Annotated in this window: 17 protein-coding genes, 1 tRNA gene and 2 pseudogenes; 12 read left to right on the plus strand and 8 right to left on the minus strand. The window is 38.6% G+C overall.

Going from position 1 to position 18,150, the window contains the following annotated elements:
- A pseudogene (locus tag AC5YD2_RS14490) lies at nt 1-463 on the minus strand (transposase family protein); the annotation flags it as partial.
- Between the two features lie 135 nt (nt 464-598).
- Here AC5YD2_RS14490 and AC5YD2_RS14495 point away from each other — a divergent pair.
- The 3 genes from AC5YD2_RS14495 to AC5YD2_RS14505 all read left to right on the plus strand — a co-directional run bounded on the left by AC5YD2_RS14495 (nt 599) and on the right by AC5YD2_RS14505 (nt 2,129).
- A complete protein-coding gene (locus AC5YD2_RS14495) occupies nt 599-1,330 on the plus strand; it encodes a hypothetical protein (RefSeq protein WP_496127009.1) in 732 nt (243 codons plus the stop codon).
- Between the two features lie 145 nt (nt 1,331-1,475).
- Nucleotides 1,476-1,561 (plus strand) — tRNA-Leu (locus AC5YD2_RS14500).
- Nucleotides 1,562-1,667: 106 nt separating this feature from the next.
- On the plus strand, nt 1,668-2,129 hold the full coding sequence (locus AC5YD2_RS14505) for a hypothetical protein (RefSeq protein WP_496127010.1): 462 nt from the start codon (nt 1,668-1,670) through the stop codon (nt 2,127-2,129).
- Between the two features lies 1 nt (nt 2,130).
- On the opposite strand, the gene AC5YD2_RS14510 is transcribed toward AC5YD2_RS14505, so the two are convergent.
- The 5 genes from AC5YD2_RS14510 to rlmE form a co-directional block, all read right to left on the minus strand.
- The gene (locus AC5YD2_RS14510) at nt 2,131-2,442 is read right to left on the minus strand and encodes a DUF5713 family protein (RefSeq protein WP_496127011.1); all 312 of its coding nucleotides are present in this window, start codon (nt 2,440-2,442) and stop codon (nt 2,131-2,133) included.
- A 123-nt stretch (nt 2,443-2,565) separates the two neighbouring features.
- Nucleotides 2,566-2,715 carry a hypothetical protein gene (locus tag AC5YD2_RS14515; protein ID WP_496127012.1) on the minus strand — a complete coding sequence of 50 codons (150 nt, stop codon included), beginning with the start codon at nt 2,713-2,715 and terminating at the stop codon, nt 2,566-2,568.
- A 577-nt stretch (nt 2,716-3,292) separates the two neighbouring features.
- On the minus strand, nt 3,293-4,144 hold the full coding sequence (folP, locus tag AC5YD2_RS14520) for a dihydropteroate synthase (protein WP_496127013.1): 852 nt from the start codon (nt 4,142-4,144) through the stop codon (nt 3,293-3,295).
- Between the two features lie 144 nt (nt 4,145-4,288).
- A complete protein-coding gene (gene ftsH, locus AC5YD2_RS14525) occupies nt 4,289-6,187 on the minus strand; it encodes an ATP-dependent zinc metalloprotease FtsH (protein ID WP_496127014.1) in 1,899 nt (632 codons plus the stop codon).
- A 141-nt stretch (nt 6,188-6,328) separates the two neighbouring features.
- Nucleotides 6,329-6,973, minus strand: a complete 645-nt coding sequence (gene rlmE, locus AC5YD2_RS14530; protein ID WP_496127015.1) for a 23S rRNA (uridine(2552)-2'-O)-methyltransferase RlmE — start codon at nt 6,971-6,973, stop codon at nt 6,329-6,331.
- A 197-nt stretch (nt 6,974-7,170) separates the two neighbouring features.
- On the opposite strand from rlmE, the gene yhbY reads away from it, so the two are divergent.
- The 7 genes from yhbY to AC5YD2_RS14565 all read left to right on the plus strand — a co-directional run bounded on the left by yhbY (nt 7,171) and on the right by AC5YD2_RS14565 (nt 14,990).
- Nucleotides 7,171-7,494, plus strand: coding sequence for a ribosome assembly RNA-binding protein YhbY (gene yhbY / locus AC5YD2_RS14535; protein ID WP_496127016.1), 324 nt, complete (start codon nt 7,171-7,173; stop codon nt 7,492-7,494).
- A gap of 20 nt (nt 7,495-7,514) precedes the next feature.
- A complete protein-coding gene (locus AC5YD2_RS14540) occupies nt 7,515-8,051 on the plus strand; it encodes a DOMON-like domain-containing protein (protein WP_496127017.1) in 537 nt (178 codons plus the stop codon).
- Nucleotides 8,052-8,714: 663 nt separating this feature from the next.
- Entirely contained in the window at nt 8,715-9,857 is a 1,143-nt protein-coding gene (gene carA, locus AC5YD2_RS14545; RefSeq protein WP_496127018.1) for a glutamine-hydrolyzing carbamoyl-phosphate synthase small subunit, read from the plus strand.
- A gap of 14 nt (nt 9,858-9,871) precedes the next feature.
- Nucleotides 9,872-13,102: a carbamoyl-phosphate synthase large subunit gene (gene carB / locus AC5YD2_RS14550; RefSeq protein ID WP_496127019.1), complete on the plus strand. Its 3,231-nt coding sequence runs from the start codon at nt 9,872-9,874 to the stop codon at nt 13,100-13,102.
- Nucleotides 13,103-13,199: 97 nt separating this feature from the next.
- Nucleotides 13,200-13,676, plus strand: a complete 477-nt coding sequence (greA, locus tag AC5YD2_RS14555; RefSeq protein WP_496127020.1) for a transcription elongation factor GreA — start codon at nt 13,200-13,202, stop codon at nt 13,674-13,676.
- 92 nt (nt 13,677-13,768) lie between these two features.
- Nucleotides 13,769-14,293, plus strand: a complete 525-nt coding sequence (locus AC5YD2_RS14560) for a hypothetical protein (RefSeq protein WP_496127021.1) — start codon at nt 13,769-13,771, stop codon at nt 14,291-14,293.
- A 58-nt stretch (nt 14,294-14,351) separates the two neighbouring features.
- Nucleotides 14,352-14,990 (plus strand): CatB-related O-acetyltransferase, encoded by a 639-nt coding sequence (locus AC5YD2_RS14565; RefSeq protein WP_496127022.1) that lies wholly within the window; start codon nt 14,352-14,354, stop codon nt 14,988-14,990.
- On the opposite strand, the gene AC5YD2_RS14570 is transcribed toward AC5YD2_RS14565, so the two are convergent.
- A complete protein-coding gene (locus AC5YD2_RS14570) occupies nt 14,965-15,720 on the minus strand; it encodes a hypothetical protein (RefSeq protein WP_496127023.1) in 756 nt (251 codons plus the stop codon). The genes AC5YD2_RS14565 and AC5YD2_RS14570 overlap by 26 nt on opposite strands.
- Nucleotides 15,721-15,970: 250 nt before the next feature.
- Between AC5YD2_RS14570 and AC5YD2_RS14575 the strand changes: the two genes are divergently transcribed.
- Complete coding sequence (locus tag AC5YD2_RS14575) at nt 15,971-16,411, plus strand: universal stress protein (protein ID WP_496127024.1); 441 nt, start codon at nt 15,971-15,973, stop codon at nt 16,409-16,411.
- A 91-nt stretch (nt 16,412-16,502) separates the two neighbouring features.
- Here AC5YD2_RS14575 and AC5YD2_RS14580 read toward each other — a convergent pair whose 3' ends face one another.
- Nucleotides 16,503-16,835, minus strand: a complete 333-nt coding sequence (locus AC5YD2_RS14580; protein WP_496127026.1) for an MGMT family protein — start codon at nt 16,833-16,835, stop codon at nt 16,503-16,505.
- Nucleotides 16,836-17,030: 195 nt separating this feature from the next.
- Between AC5YD2_RS14580 and AC5YD2_RS14585 the strand changes: the two are divergent.
- Nucleotides 17,031-18,002, plus strand: a pseudogene (locus AC5YD2_RS14585) (alpha/beta fold hydrolase).
- Nucleotides 18,003-18,150: the final 148 nt, after the last annotated feature.

Below are 18,150 nucleotides of genomic sequence, written 5' to 3' on the forward strand. Positions count from 1 at the left end.
GCTCTTTGGATGATAGATCACTTGCGCTTTGAGCGTATGTTTCTTCTTTTTACCACTGTAAAACTTACTCTGATTTTTTTTGGGGACGTTCTATTGAACATTCTGTTGCATCAATAATAACCCAATTAAAGTGTTCATCTGCTGTGGTGATAGATCGTTTTGGAAGCGTAAAACGCCTTGATTTCATCAACGCATCCTCAACCTTTTTTATGGTTCGATTCACGTTACTCTCAGCAATATGATAATGCGCCGCCAATTCTAGCTGAGTGTTGTAGTTTCTTAAGTAATTGAGCGTTAACAACAATTGATCCTCAAGCGCTAATGTATGAGGACGCCCTGATTTCTTTTTAAGTGATTCTGCTTTTGCTAAAACCTCGACCATTTCAGTAAAAACTTGCCGAGGTACGCCAACCAAGCGTTTGAATTCAGAATCTGAAAAATGGTTTAATTTCTGATATCTCATGACATTTATATGGGGATAGTTTTTACTTTCGCAAGAGGTCTATTGAATTAACGCTTTTGAATTAGCTCAATTCAACAAACAATAAACTTCACAATTCATATATATTAGATCTACGTATTGAATGCCTCTATCTGAATGATCAGCAATAAACAAACCGCGCACTATCTGAAACAACTGCAAGAACTCTACCCTTCTGCATTTAAAAGAAACTTTCTGCTTTATGGTCAAATCAAAACCAAAGGCATCTTAGATGAACTAAAAGAACTGATTCCCTTCGGTTTAGCACTCATGATTTTTGTGCCTTTGTCTTATGTTTTTTCCGAATTTATTAAATCCGTTCAACCCAAGTACGAAGGGTTCCAAGCCAGTGCTATCGCATCGTTAATCATCATGTTATTTTTCATGTTGGTTTCCCCTATCGTGCTGAAGCAAATGAAACACAGTAGTGTTTCCCTATATGCTCAGCTTAAAAACACTCCCATCAAACTCACAGCACTCATCCTAATACAGGCTTTGAATTTTGCATTTATTGAAAGCTGGTTCTTACAAGGGATATTATTCTTCTTTGCAATGAGTTTCGGTTTTATCAAATTTTACAAAGAAAATATGTACCGAGAAAAAACCACCAATGAACAATATTACTATCTTCAAGAAATTCGTCGTGCCTGCTATTGGAGTTATAAGCAGTCGGTAAAATTATATATTCAATTATTTTTTACCAACAAAAAATCAGAGCGCTTTAAACAGCTACAACATAAAAAAATTCAAATTGCAGATTTACATACACAACTGATGAATTATGAAAACAAACTCTGTATGACTCACAAACATATCGACATAGACAAATACCTAGATGAAATTCTATAAATATCATCTCAAACCGTAGTCTCAGCATTAATACCATCAATCTGATCTAATTTTTAAACACACACGATTGAATTGCTTGAAAATAAAACAAATAATCACTTTTAGACTTGCCAAGTGATATTTCGTCCTCTATTATTGCGCACATGCCCGAGTGGTGAAATCGGTAGACACAGGGGATTTAAAATCCCCCGCCCACAAAGCGTGCCAGTTCGAGTCTGGCCTCGGGCACCATTTTAATACTTCTTAAAGTGGTGCAATAAAACTTCCAGCTTTTAGCTGGTTTTTTTATACCTAAATTTTGAGTATGCTATTAGCTCATTTATGACGATTAATAATAATGATAAAAATTAAAGCTCTCATTTGTAGCACCTCACTATTTTTCTCAACCTTTTCTTTAAATACCTACGCAATCAATCCTCAGTCTCAGGCTGCTATCGATCAAGCAATCGAAGCCACTGAAGAAATTGGTGACTTATTTCCCGGCACAATTCAACGTATTTCAAATCGCTATATATTAAAGCGGTGCACTTCTGGTGGGGATAATTATGTGCTGGAATTTAGCAATCCAGAACATCAGAAAAAAATTGATAAACTCTTAGCAAGTAATAGTAAATTTTGGATCAATACTTTTGCTGTTTACCATGAGGTAAATGGTGAACACCATTTAAAAGTCAAAGATCTTTATGAAATTTTTAATGATCAAACTTGTCATTTAGATGATTTCTTAGAACAATTAGAAGAGAACCCTGAACTTTTTGAAGAGCTTAAAAAATTATTCCCACAAAAAAATAGAGAGTGAATTACCACTCTCTATTTGATACCAATTCTTCAATTTCGATTTCAAGATAACCTTCATCTTGCACAACCATCATCATTGCTTCCGCAATATAATCAGCCGCAGTATCATCAAGCGATGAGTCAAGATCTTCAAACTGAGGCTTCATTTCATTGATCTCTGAAACCGTTTTACCCGCCAAAATGTAAATCTCTGATTCAGAATTTACTTTTGCCAATTTCTTAGCAAACTGTTCAATCAGCTGTTTAATTTCAGCCACAAGAATATCGGGATAATATTCATCATCAAACATAGGAAGAAGTAAATCGTTAAACATATTAAAGCTCAAGTTTTAGCAATAACAAAAACCGTGTCTATATAACATAAACACGACAATTCACCTAATCTTTATGGTTTCCAATTATCGGCTCAAATTTTAGAGTACAACTAAGCTGCTCATTTAATTTAATAAATACAGAAAGCTAAGATTTTGTCGATTTTCACTACTTAAATTTTTTGCAATCTTTACTAAATCTACAAACGCTTGCTTCATCGCAAAAGAATCATTTTTGTCATTTTCAGCCAGTTGAATAATGTTATTCCAACTCATTAAGCCATCATATTGACCAGCCTTTAATTGTAGTCCATACGATGCATTAATAGGATTAATTTCAGTTTTTTGATATTTTTCAGTATTCTGATCCAGTACAAGGTGATCTTCAAGATGAGTACTCTAGATTGACGCCGAACCGCCCAAACTCATAAATGGATGTTTGGGCTAAAAGCTAATGCCGGACGTGATATATTCATTTTGTCTGGTGACCCAGGCGCTTATACAAGAAGTACAGAAGTATGGACTGCGATCATAAGGATCGATAAAACTTCTATTTGTATTTGGTCATTTTAAGCATTTTTAATTTGCTTGAATGGCGAGCGAGCACATCTAAGTTACAGCCAAAGTTGCCATCGGAAAGTTTAAAAGCTAAATGTTATGATTTATTTTTTTCATACAGAAACTTGATTCAATTATTAAGATTGAAAAGTTTAAATATCGTTATTTGTTATGTTTGATTTATGAATCATTTCATAGAAAACATCAAATCAACTTCTATACAGCCCCTATAATATCTATATTGATACAGCATCACCATAGCTCATAGCGAACCATGGTGATACTTTATTTTTTATTATACCGATGTAAGCGCTTGCCACATTTTTATTGCATCACGAGTTGCTTTTACATCATGCACCCGCACCATACACGCACCCTGCTGAACACTGAGCACATGCCCCATCACCGAACCCACAGCACGAGCTTCAGGCTCAACACCACCCAAGACCTCTCCAATAAATCTTTTTCGTGATAATGCAGAAAGCATCGGATAACCCAAATAATTAAGCTTATATAGCTCACTCAATAATTTTAAATTTTGCTGTGCATTTTTAGCAAAACCAAAACCTGGATCGATCATAATATTTTGAGCTCTAACACCAGCTTCAAGCGCATCATCAACTCTTTGCTGTAATTCATTCATCACCTCTACCACAACATCGTCATAATGAGCCAAATCATTCATGGTTGTAGGCTCACCACGCATGTGCATAATAATAACGGGAATATCCAGCTCTACTGCCGTTTTCAATGCTCCTGGACGCGTCAATGCTCTCACATCATTCCAAATATGAGCACCCGCTTTGACTGCCTCACGAATAACGCGTGGCTCAGAAGTATCTATCGATAAAATAATATTATGTTCCGATAGCGCTCTAACCACGGGCACAACACGTTGAATTTCTTCTTGCACTTTAACTGGACTCGCACCTGGACGTGTCGATTCACCACCAATATCGATAACAGTTGCACCATCAGCAATCATCGTTAGAGCATGAGCAACAGCATCATCTAGATGATTGTGCTTCCCCCCATCACTAAAAGAATCTGGGGTTACATTTAAAATACCCATCACATGAGCTTGGGATAAATCCAGACTCTTGTTTCCAAACTGCCAAATTTTCTTTGGTAAAGGCATTAGTTGCATGCATGATCCCTTTCGTACATATGTCAATATTCTACCAATAACTTGTTCTCATAAATGTAGATTTTGAACCACATACCTCAGCATTTATAAGCCAATAAAAAACCACCCGCAGGTGGTTTTTAGATCAAAAAAAAACGTCTTAAGTTAAACTTTAGGGAGTGAAGGCAATGGTGGTGGAGTAGCTGGACCATCTTCAGGTGTCACATCAAGCACAGGATTTTCTGCAACATACACCTTAGGTGGCTGTGGCTCACGTCCTTCCATAATGTCACGAATCTGGTCACGGTCAATCGTTTCCCATTCCATCAATGCTTTGACCATAGCATGTGCGATATCTTGATTATTTTCTAAAATATCACGTGCTACCTTATATTGCTCATCGAGAATACGACGGATTTCACGATCAATCTCAAGCTGAGTTGCTTCAGAAATCGTACGACTTCCTATATTCCCCATAAATGATTGCTGTGAATCATCTTCGTAAACCATCACACCCATTTTGTCAGACATACCGTACTTCGTTACCATTGCACGTGCCATTTTAGTTGCACGTTCAAAGTCGTTCGAAGCACCCGTAGACATTTGATTGATGAAAATCTCTTCAGCAATACGACCACCAAACAAAATTGAAAGTTCATTCAACATTTTATGCTTGTAATGGCTAATCGCATCTTGCTCAGGCAACTGCCAAGTCACACCCAAAGCCCAACCACGTGGCATGATTGTCACTTTATGGACTGGATCAGTCTCAGGCAGCATTTCCGCTACGATTGCATGCCCAGCCTCATGATAAGCCGTCGCACGACGCTCTTCTTCACGAAGCACCATCGACTTACGTTCAGGACCCATAAAGAGCTTATCTTTAGCATCTTCAAAGTCATGCATATCGACCGTGTTCTTGTTACGACGTGCAGCAAATAAAGCTGCTTCATTTACAAGATTCGCTAATTGTGCACCAGAGAAACCAGGGGTACCGCGTGCCAATACTTGAACATCCACACCCGTTACAGAAGGCAATTTTTTCAAATGTACATTTAGAATTTGCTCACGACCTTTAATGTCTGGCAGACCCACCATCACTTGACGGTCAAAACGACCTGGGCGTAGTAACGCTTTATCCAGTACGTCAGCACGGTTCGTCGCAGCAATAACGATAATACCTTCATTGCCTTCAAAACCATCCATCTCAACCAGCATTTGGTTTAATGTTTGCTCACGTTCATCATTACCACCACCTGTACCTGAACCACGGTGACGACCTACCGCATCAATCTCATCAATAAAGATGATACATGGTGCATGGCGTTTGGCTTGTTCGAACATGTCACGTACACGAGATGCGCCCACACCCACGAACATTTCAACAAAGTCAGAACCTGAAATACTAAAGAACGGTACTTTCGCTTCGCCAGCAATTGCTTTAGCAAGCAAAGTCTTACCTGTACCCGGAGGACCAACCATCAAAACACCACGTGGGATGCTTGCACCCAAACGTTTGAATTTTGTTGGATCTTTCAGGAAATCGACAACTTCTACAACTTCTTGTTTTGCCTCATCCGCACCAGCGACATCAGCAAATGTAATCTTGATTTGGTCTTCTGAAAGCATTTTTGCTTTGGATTTACCGAAGCTCATCGGACCATTTTTACCGCCTGCACCACCACCCATATTCCGCATAAAGAACATGAACAATAGGATAATCAATAGAACTGGGAAGCTCGCAATAAGAAGCTGCATCATCAAACCTTGACGTTGCGGTGCAGTACCTTCAACAACAACATTATTTTTGATGAGATTTGGCATCAATTCAGGATCTTGAATTGCTGGACGAATACTCTCAAAAGGAGAACCATTTGTTTTTTCGCCAGTTATTCTTTCACCATCAATGATGACTTGTTTAATTTGTCCAGCATTCACCGCCGCAACAAATTCTGAATAATTTAATGCTGAAGGCTTATCGCGGTCACTTACGTTACTGAATATAAGAATCAGCACGCCTAGAATAACCAGCCACAAAACGGCATTTTTGAAGAGATCGCTCAAAGCTTTATTCCCATATCAATCTAATTTGATCATACCAAAATTGGCTGACCTTTAACAAAAAGCAAGTAAAAGGATTCGCATTAAAATTTAAAATGTACAAAATGCACACTTTTTTCCTACTTGGCAAGTAGACTTTTAACGCTATTTCTTTTTACGGCCCTGTCCAATTAAAAAAACTTCTTTCGAACGCGCACGTGAAGCAGCAGGTTTAGATGTTTTTAATACAGCAAAACTATCAACAACTTGCTTACGAAATTCATCAAAACCAGTGCCTTGGAAAACTTTTACCACAAATTGACCCTTAGGTCCCAATACTTTGTTGGCAAAATCCAAAGCCAATTCACACAAATAAATTTGGCGCGGTTGATCTACAGCCTTGTTACCAGATGTATTGGGGGCCATATCTGAAATTACAACGTCTACTTGGCGTCCATCTAAAAGATTTAACAATTTTTCAAATACTTCTTCTTCTCGAAAGTCACCTTGTAGAAAGGTTACATCTGGTAAAGCATCCATATGTAAAATATCAGATGCAATCACAATACCTTTATCACCTACCAATTTACCCGCGATCTGAGACCAACTTCCTGGTGCAGCCCCCAAGTCAACCACCACCATACCAGGCTTAATCAGCTTGTACTTTTCTTGCATTTCCAAAAGCTTATAAGCCGCTCGAGCACGATAGCCTTCCTTTTGCGCTCTTTTTACAAAAGGATCATCTAGATGTTCTCTCATCCAGTCTCGACTACTTTTTGATAACTTTTGATTGGTAATGCGCGTCGCCATAACTCTTTAAATACATATTAATATATAACTTTTAATTGTACGTGAAATTTTAAAGCCTTGCAGTAGCGATCTGTATCTAATTAATCTTGATTAACATGTTTTTTCAAATCAGCTTTATCGATAATTTCTACAGAATTTAAAGCGTTTGAAGTTGGTATTTGCTATACTTAGCCGTTTTCAAATTTAGGTTATTTTTTATGGCGGCTTTATCTATTCAGGAACGCAAGCGTTTGCGTCAAATCGGACATGCACTTAATCCTGTGGTTATGATTGGCGGTCAAGGCCTAACAGAGAATGTGATCGAAGAAACGAATCGCGCTTTAAATGATCACGAACTAATCAAAGTTAAAGTGGTTGCTGAAGACCGCGAAGCTCGTGCTGCTTTGATTGCTGAAATCGCACAAGTAACTGCTGCTGAAACAGTTCAAACGATTGGTAAAATTGTTTTGCTTTATAAAAAAGCGCCAAAACAAAATGCAAAATTGTCAAACCTTGTTCGTCACGCACATTTATCTAACTAATCATTTAGAGCGGTTATTGCATGGCGAGTTATGAATTAAGTTCTTTTGATCGTTTTCAAGATATCTATCTGGTTGGCGCTATTGAACAAGCAAATGCTTTTACCCTTAATGTCGGTTATTGGGTTCGTGACCCCAATCAAATGATTGAATTCCCACCCATGGTTGCTGGCAATCCGCGACAAGATTTCCTTTGGGAAAACACCTGTTTTGAAATATTTATCGGTGTTAAAGGCGAAGATTATTATCGCGAAATTAATCTCTCCCCTTCCGAAGCATGGCAAGTGTATCAGTTTGAGGAGTATCGTTATCCTGAAGATATGCCTCCTCAAGCAGCTTATGATATTGAGCTCAATCAATCTAAAAAAACTCACTATGGTTTAAATGTGAGTTTAGATTTAACACAGTTCATGTTAGCCCATAAATTAAAGTGGGATAATCTCTTTATTGGCTTAACCGCAGTATTCAAAACAGCGAAAGGTATACATTATTATGCGATGCAGCATAGTAGCCCGACTGCTGACTTTCACAATAAACGTGATTGGCTACATACGTTCTAATGTGCATATTGTATTAGATAAATTTAAAAGTGAGGCTTAACCCTCACTTTTTTATTGCTCCCTTTTTACTTTCCTTCCTTATAAGAGTTTGATTATCCGCATATCCAAACACTCGCAAGGTTATGACGCTATTTTAAAACAATCATCAAATACTTGTTCTAGTTAAAGGCCAGAAATCACCCCAAAGATTAATTCATTGAATTCATAAAAATCTGTTCTACACCCCGATTTAAAAGCAAGAAAACCCTGATTAAAATCTCTCCATGAGTATTCTACTTATAGGTATATTAAGATATTAATGTGCGTTTAAATGCCTCTTCCATTCTGAATGATTTAGATGTCCTCAGTAGAAAAATATTTAGCAACTAGTCAGTTATTAATAGTCAGTCTTGCGATCTCATTGATAAAACTTAACTTTTGAATTATTGAGCAATTCTTGTGTTTAACCCTTTTTCTATCATGAATAAAAAGCAGACTTTGTTTTAAATTACAAGTCATATATCTACCTAAATCAGTGCAATTTAAATGGACTTTAGTCGTCTTAGTCCGTATAATGCCGTGTTAAGTTCAAGCGAGCAGACATAGGAGGGTGGGTTAAAAAAATAGCCTTCCTTTTTTTTCGTCTTCTCGCTTTTTTACAGCCTAAATTTCAGGAGCTTTGGTTTGAGCACCCCAGCAATTTTAGCCCTTGCCGACGGAACTATCTTTAAAGGTACTTCTATTGGTGCATCGGGTAGTACGACTGGTGAAGTCGTTTTCAACACTGCCATGACTGGCTATCAAGAAATTTTGACTGACCCGAGTTATGCACAACAACTTGTGACTTTAACTTACCCACATATCGGTAATACAGGTTGTAATGACGAAGATGCTGAATCAGGTCGCATTCATAAAGTATGGGCGAATGGATTAATTATCCGTGACCTTCCTTTATTGCACAGCAACTTCCGCGCTACACAATCATTAGGTGAATACTTAGAACAACATAATGTTGTAGCAATTGCTGATATTGACACACGTAAGTTAACACGTATTTTACGTGATAAAGGCGCGCAGAACGGTTGTATCCTTGCTGGCGAAAATATCACGGCTGAAGAAGCTTTAGAAAAAGCACGTGCATTTGGTGGGTTAAACGGTCTAGATCTTGCAAAAGAGTGCTGTGACCCTGAAGGTTTTGAATGGACGACCGGTTCTTGGACGCTTGGTCAAGGTTTCTCTCAACCTGAACTTAAATTCCATGTCGTTGCATACGATTACGGTGTCAAAACCAACATCTTACGTATGCTTGCAGATCGCGGTTGTAAATTAACGGTTGTACCTGCACAAACTCCTGCTACTGACGTGCTTGCGTTGAATCCAGATGGCGTGTTCTTGTCGAACGGCCCTGGCGATCCAGCTGCATGTGACTACGCAATTGAAGCTGTAAAAACAATTGTTGAAGATGCTCGCAACATCCCTGTTTTCGGTATTTGCTTGGGTCATCAAATCCTTGCTTTAGCAAGTGGCGCTAAAACTGTGAAAATGCCTCACGGCCATCATGGTGCCAACCATCCTGTGCAGAATATTGAAACTGGCATAGTGATGATTACTTCTCAAAACCACGGCTTCGCTGTAGATGCAGATACTTTACCTGCAAACTTGAAAGCAACGCACAAGTCTTTGTTCGATCAAACCCTTCAAGGGATTCATCGTACTGACAAACCTGCGTTCAGTTTCCAAGGTCACCCAGAAGCAAGCCCTGGCCCACATGACTGCGCACCGTTGTTCGATCATTTCATCGAACTTATCGAAGCATCTAAGAAGTAATTAAGGAAGCGATCATGGCTAAACGTACAGATATTAAAAGCATCTTAATTATTGGTGCAGGTCCGATTGTCATCGGTCAAGCATGTGAGTTCGATTACTCAGGTGCTCAAGCGTGTAAAGCGTTGCGTGAAGAGGGTTACCGCGTTATTTTGGTTAACTCTAACCCTGCAACCATTATGACTGACCCGACCATGGCAGATGCAACGTATATCGAACCGATTACGTGGCAAACTGTTGCTGCGATCATTGAGAAAGAACGTCCAGATGCTGTTCTTCCGACAATGGGTGGTCAAACTGCATTGAACTGTGCCCTTGCGTTAGACGCAAACGGCATTTTAGAAAAATACAATGTTGAATTGATTGGTGCATCTAAAGAAGCGATTGAGAAAGCTGAAGATCGTAAACTTTTTGACCAAGCCATGCGTAAAATTGGTCTTGAATGTCCAAAAGCTGACATTGCAGAGTCAATGGAAGAGGCTTTAGCCATTCAAGCTCGCTTCGGCTTCCCTGTAATCATTCGTCCATCATTCACGATGGGTGGTTCAGGTGGTGGTATCGCATACAACCGCGAAGAATTCATCGAGATTTGTGAACGTGGTTTCGATCTTTCCCCGACTAAACAATTATTGATCGATGAATCTTTAATTGGTTGGAAAGAATACGAGATGGAAGTTGTTCGTGACAAAAACGACAACTGTATCATTGTATGTACCATTGAAAACTTCGATCCAATGGGCGTACACACCGGTGACTCAATCACGGTTGCTCCTGCGCAAACGCTGACAGACAAAGAATTCCAATTACTACGTAATGCTTCTTTAGCTGTTTTACGCGAAATTGGTGTAGAAACAGGCGGTTCTAACGTTCAGTTCGGTATTTGCCCGAAAACTGGTCGTATGGTTGTAATCGAGATGAACCCGCGTGTATCACGTTCATCTGCTTTAGCATCTAAAGCGACTGGTTTCCCAATTGCAAAAATCGCAGCGAAATTGGCTGTAGGTTATACGCTTGATGAATTGAAGAATGACATCACGGGCGGTACAACACCTGCGTCATTTGAGCCTGCGATTGACTACGTAGTCACGAAAATTCCTCGCTTTAACTTCGAGAAATTCCCACAAGCTGACGCAACTTTGACCACTCAGATGAAATCTGTGGGCGAAGTGATGGCGATTGGTCGTAACTTCCAAGAGTCTATGCAAAAAGCACTTCGTGGTTTAGAAGTGGGTGCATCTGGCTTTGATCCAAAAATCGAAGTGGGTACTGAAGGCGCGCGTGAAAAAATCTTGGTTGAGCTTAAAGTTCCAGGACCAGATCGTATTTGGTTTATTGCTGACGCGTTCCGTCATGGCTTTAGTTTAGATGAAGTTTTTGCTGCAACCAATATCGATAAATGGTTCTTGATCCAAATCGAAGACATCGTTAAAACTGAAAACGAAATCAAAACTTTAGGTTTTGGTGATTTAAATGCCGACAACGTCCGTGCATTTAAGCGTAAAGGTTTATCAGATCTCCGTATTGCAGACTTGATGGGGATTTCACAAAAGCAATTCCGTAAACACCGTTGGAACTTGGGCGTAACACCAGTTTACAAACGTGTTGATACCTGTGCAGCTGAATTCGAATCTGATACAGCATACATGTACTCAACTTACGACGAAGAGTGTGAAGCGAACCCATCAACACGTGACAAGATCATGGTGATCGGTGGCGGTCCTAACCGTATTGGTCAAGGTATCGAGTTCGATTATTGCTGTGTACACGCGGCTCTTGCAATGCGTGAAGATGGCTATGAGACCATCATGGTTAACTGTAACCCTGAAACGGTTTCAACAGATTACGACACATCAGATCGTTTGTACTTCGAACCAATTACGCTTGAAGATGTTTTAGAAATTGTACGTATCGAGAAGCCTAAAGGCATCATCGTTCAGTACGGTGGTCAAACACCTTTGAAATTGGCGCGTGCTTTAGAAGAAGCGGGTGCCCCAATTATCGGTACATCTCCTGACGCAATTGACCGTGCAGAAGACCGTGAACGTTTCCAACAAATGATTCAACGTTTACAACTTCGCCAACCAAACAACAGCATCGTAAAATCTGCTGAAGAAGGTATGGCTGAAGCTGCGAAAGTAGGTTATCCATTGGTTGTTCGTCCATCATATGTACTTGGTGGTCGTGCGATGGAAATCGTGTACAACGATGAGGAATTAAAACGCTACTTACGCGATGCAGTTCAAGCATCTAACGAAGCACCTGTTCTTCTTGACCGTTTCTTAGATGACGCGATCGAAGTTGACGTGGACTGCGTATCTGACGGTAAAGACGTTGTGATCGGCGGCATCATGCAACATATTGAACAAGCGGGTATTCACTCAGGTGACTCAGCATGTTCGATTCCTCCTTACTCATTGTCTAATGAAGTACAGGACGAAATGCGTCGTCAAACCATCGCTATGGCAAAAGAGCTTGGCGTAATCGGTTTGATGAACGTACAGTTTGCGGTTAAAGGCACTGACGTTTACATCTTAGAAGTGAACCCACGTGCATCACGTACTGTACCGTTCGTATCTAAGTGTATCGGTGAGTCTTTAGCGAAAGTAGCTGCACGTTGTATGGCGGGTCAATCTTTAGAATCTCAAGGATTCACAAAAGAGATTATCCCAACTCACTTCTCTGTGAAAGAAGCGGTATTCCCATTCAACAAGTTCCCGGGTGTAGACCCAGTTCTTGGGCCTGAGATGAAATCTACAGGTGAAGTGATGGGCGTAGGTAAAACTTTCGGTGAAGCATTCTACAAAGCAGTTTTAGGTGCGAACGATCGTTTACCTGGTCTACCGACTGAAGGCGAAATCAAACACGCATTTATCTCTGTTCGTGACTCTGATAAACCTCGTGTTGTTGGTATTGCGAAACAACTTGTTGAATATGGCTTTAAAGTTATCGCAACTGGTGGTACTTTTGATGTCATCAATGCGGCTGGTATTGAATGTGAACGTGTAAATAAAGTCACTGAAGGTCGTCCAAATATTGTGGACCGCTTGAAAAATGGCGAAATTCACCTCATTATTAATACAACTGAAGGTAAACGAGCTCAGCAAGATTCATTCTCGATTCGTCGTTCTGCCCTTCAAGGCAAAGTGTATTACACAACGACATTGAATGGTGCTGATGCAGTATGCCAAGCTTTAGCAATTAAATTACCAATGGATGTTTATCGCTTGCAAGATTTAAGCGTAGGTTAATACCCGATCCGATAAGACCCGTCACCTTATCGGTGGCGGGCTTTTTTTCATTTATAGACTCAGTATTTTGACTAAATACATTAATTGAGGGACAACAATGCAACGTTATCCTATGACTCCCCAAGGCAAAGAAGCTTTGGAAAAAGAATTACATCAATTGAAAACAATTGATCGTCCACGTATTACTGCAGCAATTGCTGAAGCGCGTGAACACGGGGATTTGAAAGAAAATGCAGAATACCATGCTGCGCGTGAGCAACAGGGTTTCTGTGAAGGCCGTATTCAAGATATCGAAGGTAAATTGGGTGCAGCTCAGTTGATCGACGTAAAAGATCTTGAGCAAAATGGTCGCGTGGTTTTCGGTGTGACAGTGACGATTGAAAACTTAGACACTGAAGAGCAAAAGACGTATATGATCGTTGGCGATGATGAAGCTGACTTTAAGATTAATAAGATCTCTGTCAACTCTCCGATTGCTCGTGGTCTTTTAGGCAAAAGCGAAGGTGATGAAGCAAAAATCACAACACCTCAAGGTGAAGTGGAATATGAAATTGTGAAAGTCGCATACATCTAATACACTAAGGGCTGATTATTCAGCCCTTTTTTAGAATTATAAAAATGAAATCAATAATTAAAATTATTATAGTTTTGATCATCACTTTCGTTATGGCCAATCAAGATCGACCTACTATCCATCTCACTTGCAGTATTCCCAAAGACCAATTAGAACCTATTGCCAAAACACACGTCACACAGACAATTACAACTAGACTTGAATTTGAGAACTTAATTCAAACGATCCATCAGGATGATTTTGATCATTCAACTTTAAAATTGGTGAGTTTGGATTCAATCAATCAACCTGATTATCAAGATACGATTTTACTAAATGATGGAAGTTGCATTCGGGCAAAATTTAGCAAGGATCAACTCGAATATTTAGTCTATATCTTACCAAACGGTAAATTTGGTTGGGATGAACAAGCTCTACTTGCCAAGATCCTTAACCCATTTATTTATGAAAATCTTAATAGTAATTTTGATTTTTATAAAATTGCCAATGGTTTAGATATTTTTGATGATAAACAAGATGCTAGAAATTTTAAGCTTAGTAATAAATTTCGCACTTTCCAAACTTTATTCTTAATGAATAAAAAAAAGAGAAATCTCAGCATCATGATTTATAAATAGGTTTAGAACTATCTTAAACCACGATAAAATAAGATTCGCCTGATTCCATAATTTTTATATGTCTGAACAACTTATCAACTCCCCTGTTAAACATTGGTGTGAATTTGAATTTATTTCGAAAACGGTGAAAAACCCGAATATTCATATCAAGGGCAATTACAGTTACTACTCTGCATATTGGGATCAGGGATTTGAGCGTTGTGTGGTACGTTATTTACATGACAAGCCATCTACACCTGAGAAACCGATTGATCAGCTCTATATTGGTAATTTTGTTTGTTTTGGCGCTGAATGCGTGATTATGATGGGTGGTAATCAATTGCATCGTACCGATTGGATTTCAGCCTTTCCTTTTGATACACGTAGCTTTGTACCTGCTGGAGATACAATCATTGGCGATGGTTGTTGGATCGGTTCTCGTGCGATGATTATGCAAGGTGTCACACTGGGGGAAGGTGCTGTAGTAGCAACTGGTGCTGTGGTCACTAAAGATGTTCCTCCTTATGCAGTCGTCGGTGGTGTGCCTGCCAAACTGATCAAATATCGTTTTTCTGAAGAAGACATAGAAAAACTGCTTTCGTTAAAATTATATGACTTAGATGAAAAGCAGTTTTTAAAAATGCGTGAGCAGTTGCAGACGGATGATGTTGATTCAATGGTTAAATATTTATCTATTTTAAATCACGGAATGGAATAATAGTCGTTGAATATTTTTTCGTTTTTTTCTGCGTTTCTGGTACATTTGACGGCCAATTATAATCTGTATAATTAAAAATCCATTGGTAATACTTTTGACCAATATCTTGAAATTTAATACTTAATAACGTTCCTGATTCATCATGGCAATGGATGACTATCTGATAATCTTTTTCTGAGAAACATGCGCGAATCATTTCTGAAGAATAAAAAAGTTGATCAGCTATCGCCAATTTATATTCTCCATTACTAGATAATTTAATGAAATCTGCATATTGCTCACTCCTACCTCCACCTGAATAACCAACAAACCAATCATCAATGATTGCAATTGAAAATTCAGTTTTGTTTAATGGATACAAAGCTGGATAGATTTTAATACTTGTTCTATGAAGTCCTTCCTCATCTCCTGTACTATCATGAGAATGCTTATAATCTTTAAATTTCCATTGATCTAATAACGTGAATTTATCGCTCAATTTATGTAATTTAAAAAGACTCGGGGCAGGATCAATTAGATAATAATATGGCTCAGTTGAGCCTTTTACACGATATAATTTAGTTTTATCACTAATGCACCTAATTCCTAATTGCTCACAAATTAAAATAACAGTCTGACCCCCTATATGACTTTCAATTAAGGGTTGAGCACGTATTTTAGCGTCTGCGTAAAGGTTACTAACAGCTAAATTAAAGATTATAAAAATATATATTTTTATTAAGATTTTCATCTTTTCTTTTTTTTTAAAATTTTGTTAATCCTATCTTATTACATAACACCATATGAATAGACTACTCCTAGTCAAATCATTCATACTTATTGTAATTAAATACTTAAAAATTAATAACTCAATGATTTTAATAAAAAAACCTATGTAATTACTAGGTTTTATTCTGGATTAATACAGTATATGATCAAGTTGAAAGAACATTTTTCATTTCGCTTGAAATGAATTTCATAACGGTGATAAGGAGATTGACATGGCTTACCAAAACATACTTGTACCAGTAGACGGTTCAGAACTCGCGCTAAGCGTTATAAAACATGCGGCTGAACTTGCAAAAGCATTCAATAGTAAAGTGACCATCGTAGAAGTAATGACACTCGATCCTTATATCGCAGCAGAATATTTATCTGCGGGACAAACCAATGCCATGATTGAACGTGCACGTGAATTCATTCAATCAAACATTGAAGCGGCAAAAGCACAATTTGAAGCACAAGGCGTTACAGCTGAAACTAAACTTTTAGAAGGTGAAAGTATTTCACGTACGATTATCAAAGCTGTCGACGAACTTAATGTTGATCTGATTGTACTCAGCTCTCATGGTCGTAGTGGACTTAAAAAACTATTAATGGGTAGCGTAGCACAAAGTCTAATTACTGAATCCAAAGTACCTGTTTTTGTTGTAAAACAATAACTTTATCAGAGTTAAATTAAAACACCTCATCCGATAGTGAATGGGGTGTTTTTACTTAAAAGCATTTAAATTCACTGTGAAAGTACAATAATTAGATGACCCAACCAAAATCTTTAAAATTTATTTTGCCATTTTTTATCACAACACCTTCACTTAACAATCGAGTCTGTTGTTCATTAAAGCCATGATCATCTAATCGGCTTAGGCTAATTCTTCCTTGAGCATTAATCACCCGATGCCATGGCACATCATTCGTATCATCCATTCGGCTCAGCACTTTTCCAACCAATCGTGCATGCCTTGGCAATCCAGCGAGTGCTGCAACCTGTCCATAACTGGCAACCTTACCCAATGGAATATTCGAAACGACGTTCAAAATCATGATCGCAAGCTCATCGCTTGAGCTTTGAAGAGACTCAGCCATTGGAGTATCCGTTTTAGACATCAGTTCATTAGATTTAATGTGCATAAATTGACCTAAATTTAATATTCAATAGGCATTAGGCAAATGCATTTTTAGAATTGCTATTTTACTCTGAAAATTAGAATAAAAATTTCAAAAATAGCATTTTGCAACCTCACCTAAAATCACCTAAAATCACCTAAAACGAGTAGAAAAATGAAAAGGACTTTTCAACATATTTTGCTGTCTTCATCGATCGCATTAGGCTCATTATCCATATTGACTGTTCCTACTACGACCTCTGCCGCACCTTCTATTAACATCCAAAGTGTTTTACAACAAGAACGAACTTGGGCTGGTATGCAAACCAAGCGCGTGAAAGTTGGTGATATCGAATGGGCATATAGCGAAGGTGGAGCAAAAGGTAAACCCGTGATTATGTTAGTTCACGGGCTTGCAGGGAGTCGTGACAATTGGAATCGTGTTGCGCGATATTAAACACCGCATTATCAAGTCATCATTCCTGATTTACCTGGTCAAGGTGATAGTAAAGCACCGAATGATTTTGATTATTCAATTCCCAATTTAACAGAAAAGTTGCGTCGTTTTGCCGAAGCGATTCAAGTTGAAAAAGATTTACATATTGCTGGTCACTCCATGGGAGGTGCTATTTCACTGCTTTATGCGGCTCAATATCCGATTGACACAAAATCACTTTTCTTAGTCAATTCAGCAGGTGTATTCAAATCAGCGAATACTCCTTATCTTAAAGATCCCAATTTGCTTCGTAATTTTGTTGTCGCTAAACCTGGTGATTTTGATCGTCTCTTTAAAATTGCAGCGCAACCTCCACCTTTTATTCCGAATGAACTTAAGGTCGAACAAGAAAAGTTGATGATCTCAAATGCTGTAAATACATCAAAATTAATTGAACAGCTTATTTTAATGTCTAAATCATTCACACCCGATACTTTTGCGATTGCAGCAAGATCGATAGATCAACCCACGCTCATCGTTTGGGGAGAAAAAGATCAAATTATCAATGTCGAAGCTGCGACTGAATTAAAAAGTTTACTCAAGAATGCTCAAGAACCGATTATCTTAAAAGGTGTTGGACACATGCCCCTGCTTGAACAAGAGCAGCCACTTGTGAAAGCGTATTTAAAATTTTTAAGTACTGTCAAATAATATCGTTGTTCACGAGATCAACTTTGGTCTCGTCAATTTAAATCTCTCTATTCCCTATTCCCTATTCCCTATTCCCTATTCCCTATTCCCTATTCCCTATTCCCTATTCCCTATTCCCTATTCCCTATTCCCTATTCCCTATTCCCTA

This window comes from Acinetobacter sp. CY73 (assembly GCF_059515865.1).

Bases quoted from the DNA above. Each gene is read 5' to 3' on its own strand.
- AC5YD2_RS14505 (WP_496127010.1), top strand. From the start codon at position 1,668: ATGATAAAAATTAAAGCTCTCATTTGTAGCACCTCACTATTTTTCTCA.
- AC5YD2_RS14540 (WP_496127017.1), top strand. From the start codon at position 7,515: ATGGCGAGTTATGAATTAAGTTCTTTTGATCGTTTTCAAGATATCTAT.
- greA (WP_496127020.1), top strand. From the start codon at position 13,200: ATGCAACGTTATCCTATGACTCCCCAAGGCAAAGAAGCTTTGGAAAAA.
- AC5YD2_RS14515 (WP_496127012.1), bottom strand. From the start codon at position 2,715: ATGAGTTGGAATAACATTATTCAACTGGCTGAAAATGACAAAAATGAT.
- rlmE (WP_496127015.1), bottom strand. From the start codon at position 6,973: ATGGCGACGCGCATTACCAATCAAAAGTTATCAAAAAGTAGTCGAGAC.
- yhbY (WP_496127016.1), top strand. From the start codon at position 7,171: ATGGCGGCTTTATCTATTCAGGAACGCAAGCGTTTGCGTCAAATCGGA.
- AC5YD2_RS14565 (WP_496127022.1), top strand. From the start codon at position 14,352: ATGTCTGAACAACTTATCAACTCCCCTGTTAAACATTGGTGTGAATTT.
- AC5YD2_RS14495 (WP_496127009.1), top strand. From the start codon at position 599: ATGATCAGCAATAAACAAACCGCGCACTATCTGAAACAACTGCAAGAA.
- AC5YD2_RS14580 (WP_496127026.1), bottom strand. From the start codon at position 16,835: ATGGCTGAGTCTCTTCAAAGCTCAAGCGATGAGCTTGCGATCATGATT.
- AC5YD2_RS14560 (WP_496127021.1), top strand. From the start codon at position 13,769: ATGGCCAATCAAGATCGACCTACTATCCATCTCACTTGCAGTATTCCC.
- AC5YD2_RS14570 (WP_496127023.1), bottom strand. From the start codon at position 15,720: ATGAAAATCTTAATAAAAATATATATTTTTATAATCTTTAATTTAGCT.
- AC5YD2_RS14510 (WP_496127011.1), bottom strand. From the start codon at position 2,442: ATGTTTAACGATTTACTTCTTCCTATGTTTGATGATGAATATTATCCC.
- carB (WP_496127019.1), top strand. From the start codon at position 9,872: ATGGCTAAACGTACAGATATTAAAAGCATCTTAATTATTGGTGCAGGT.
- folP (WP_496127013.1), bottom strand. From the start codon at position 4,144: ATGCAACTAATGCCTTTACCAAAGAAAATTTGGCAGTTTGGAAACAAG.
- AC5YD2_RS14575 (WP_496127024.1), top strand. From the start codon at position 15,971: ATGGCTTACCAAAACATACTTGTACCAGTAGACGGTTCAGAACTCGCG.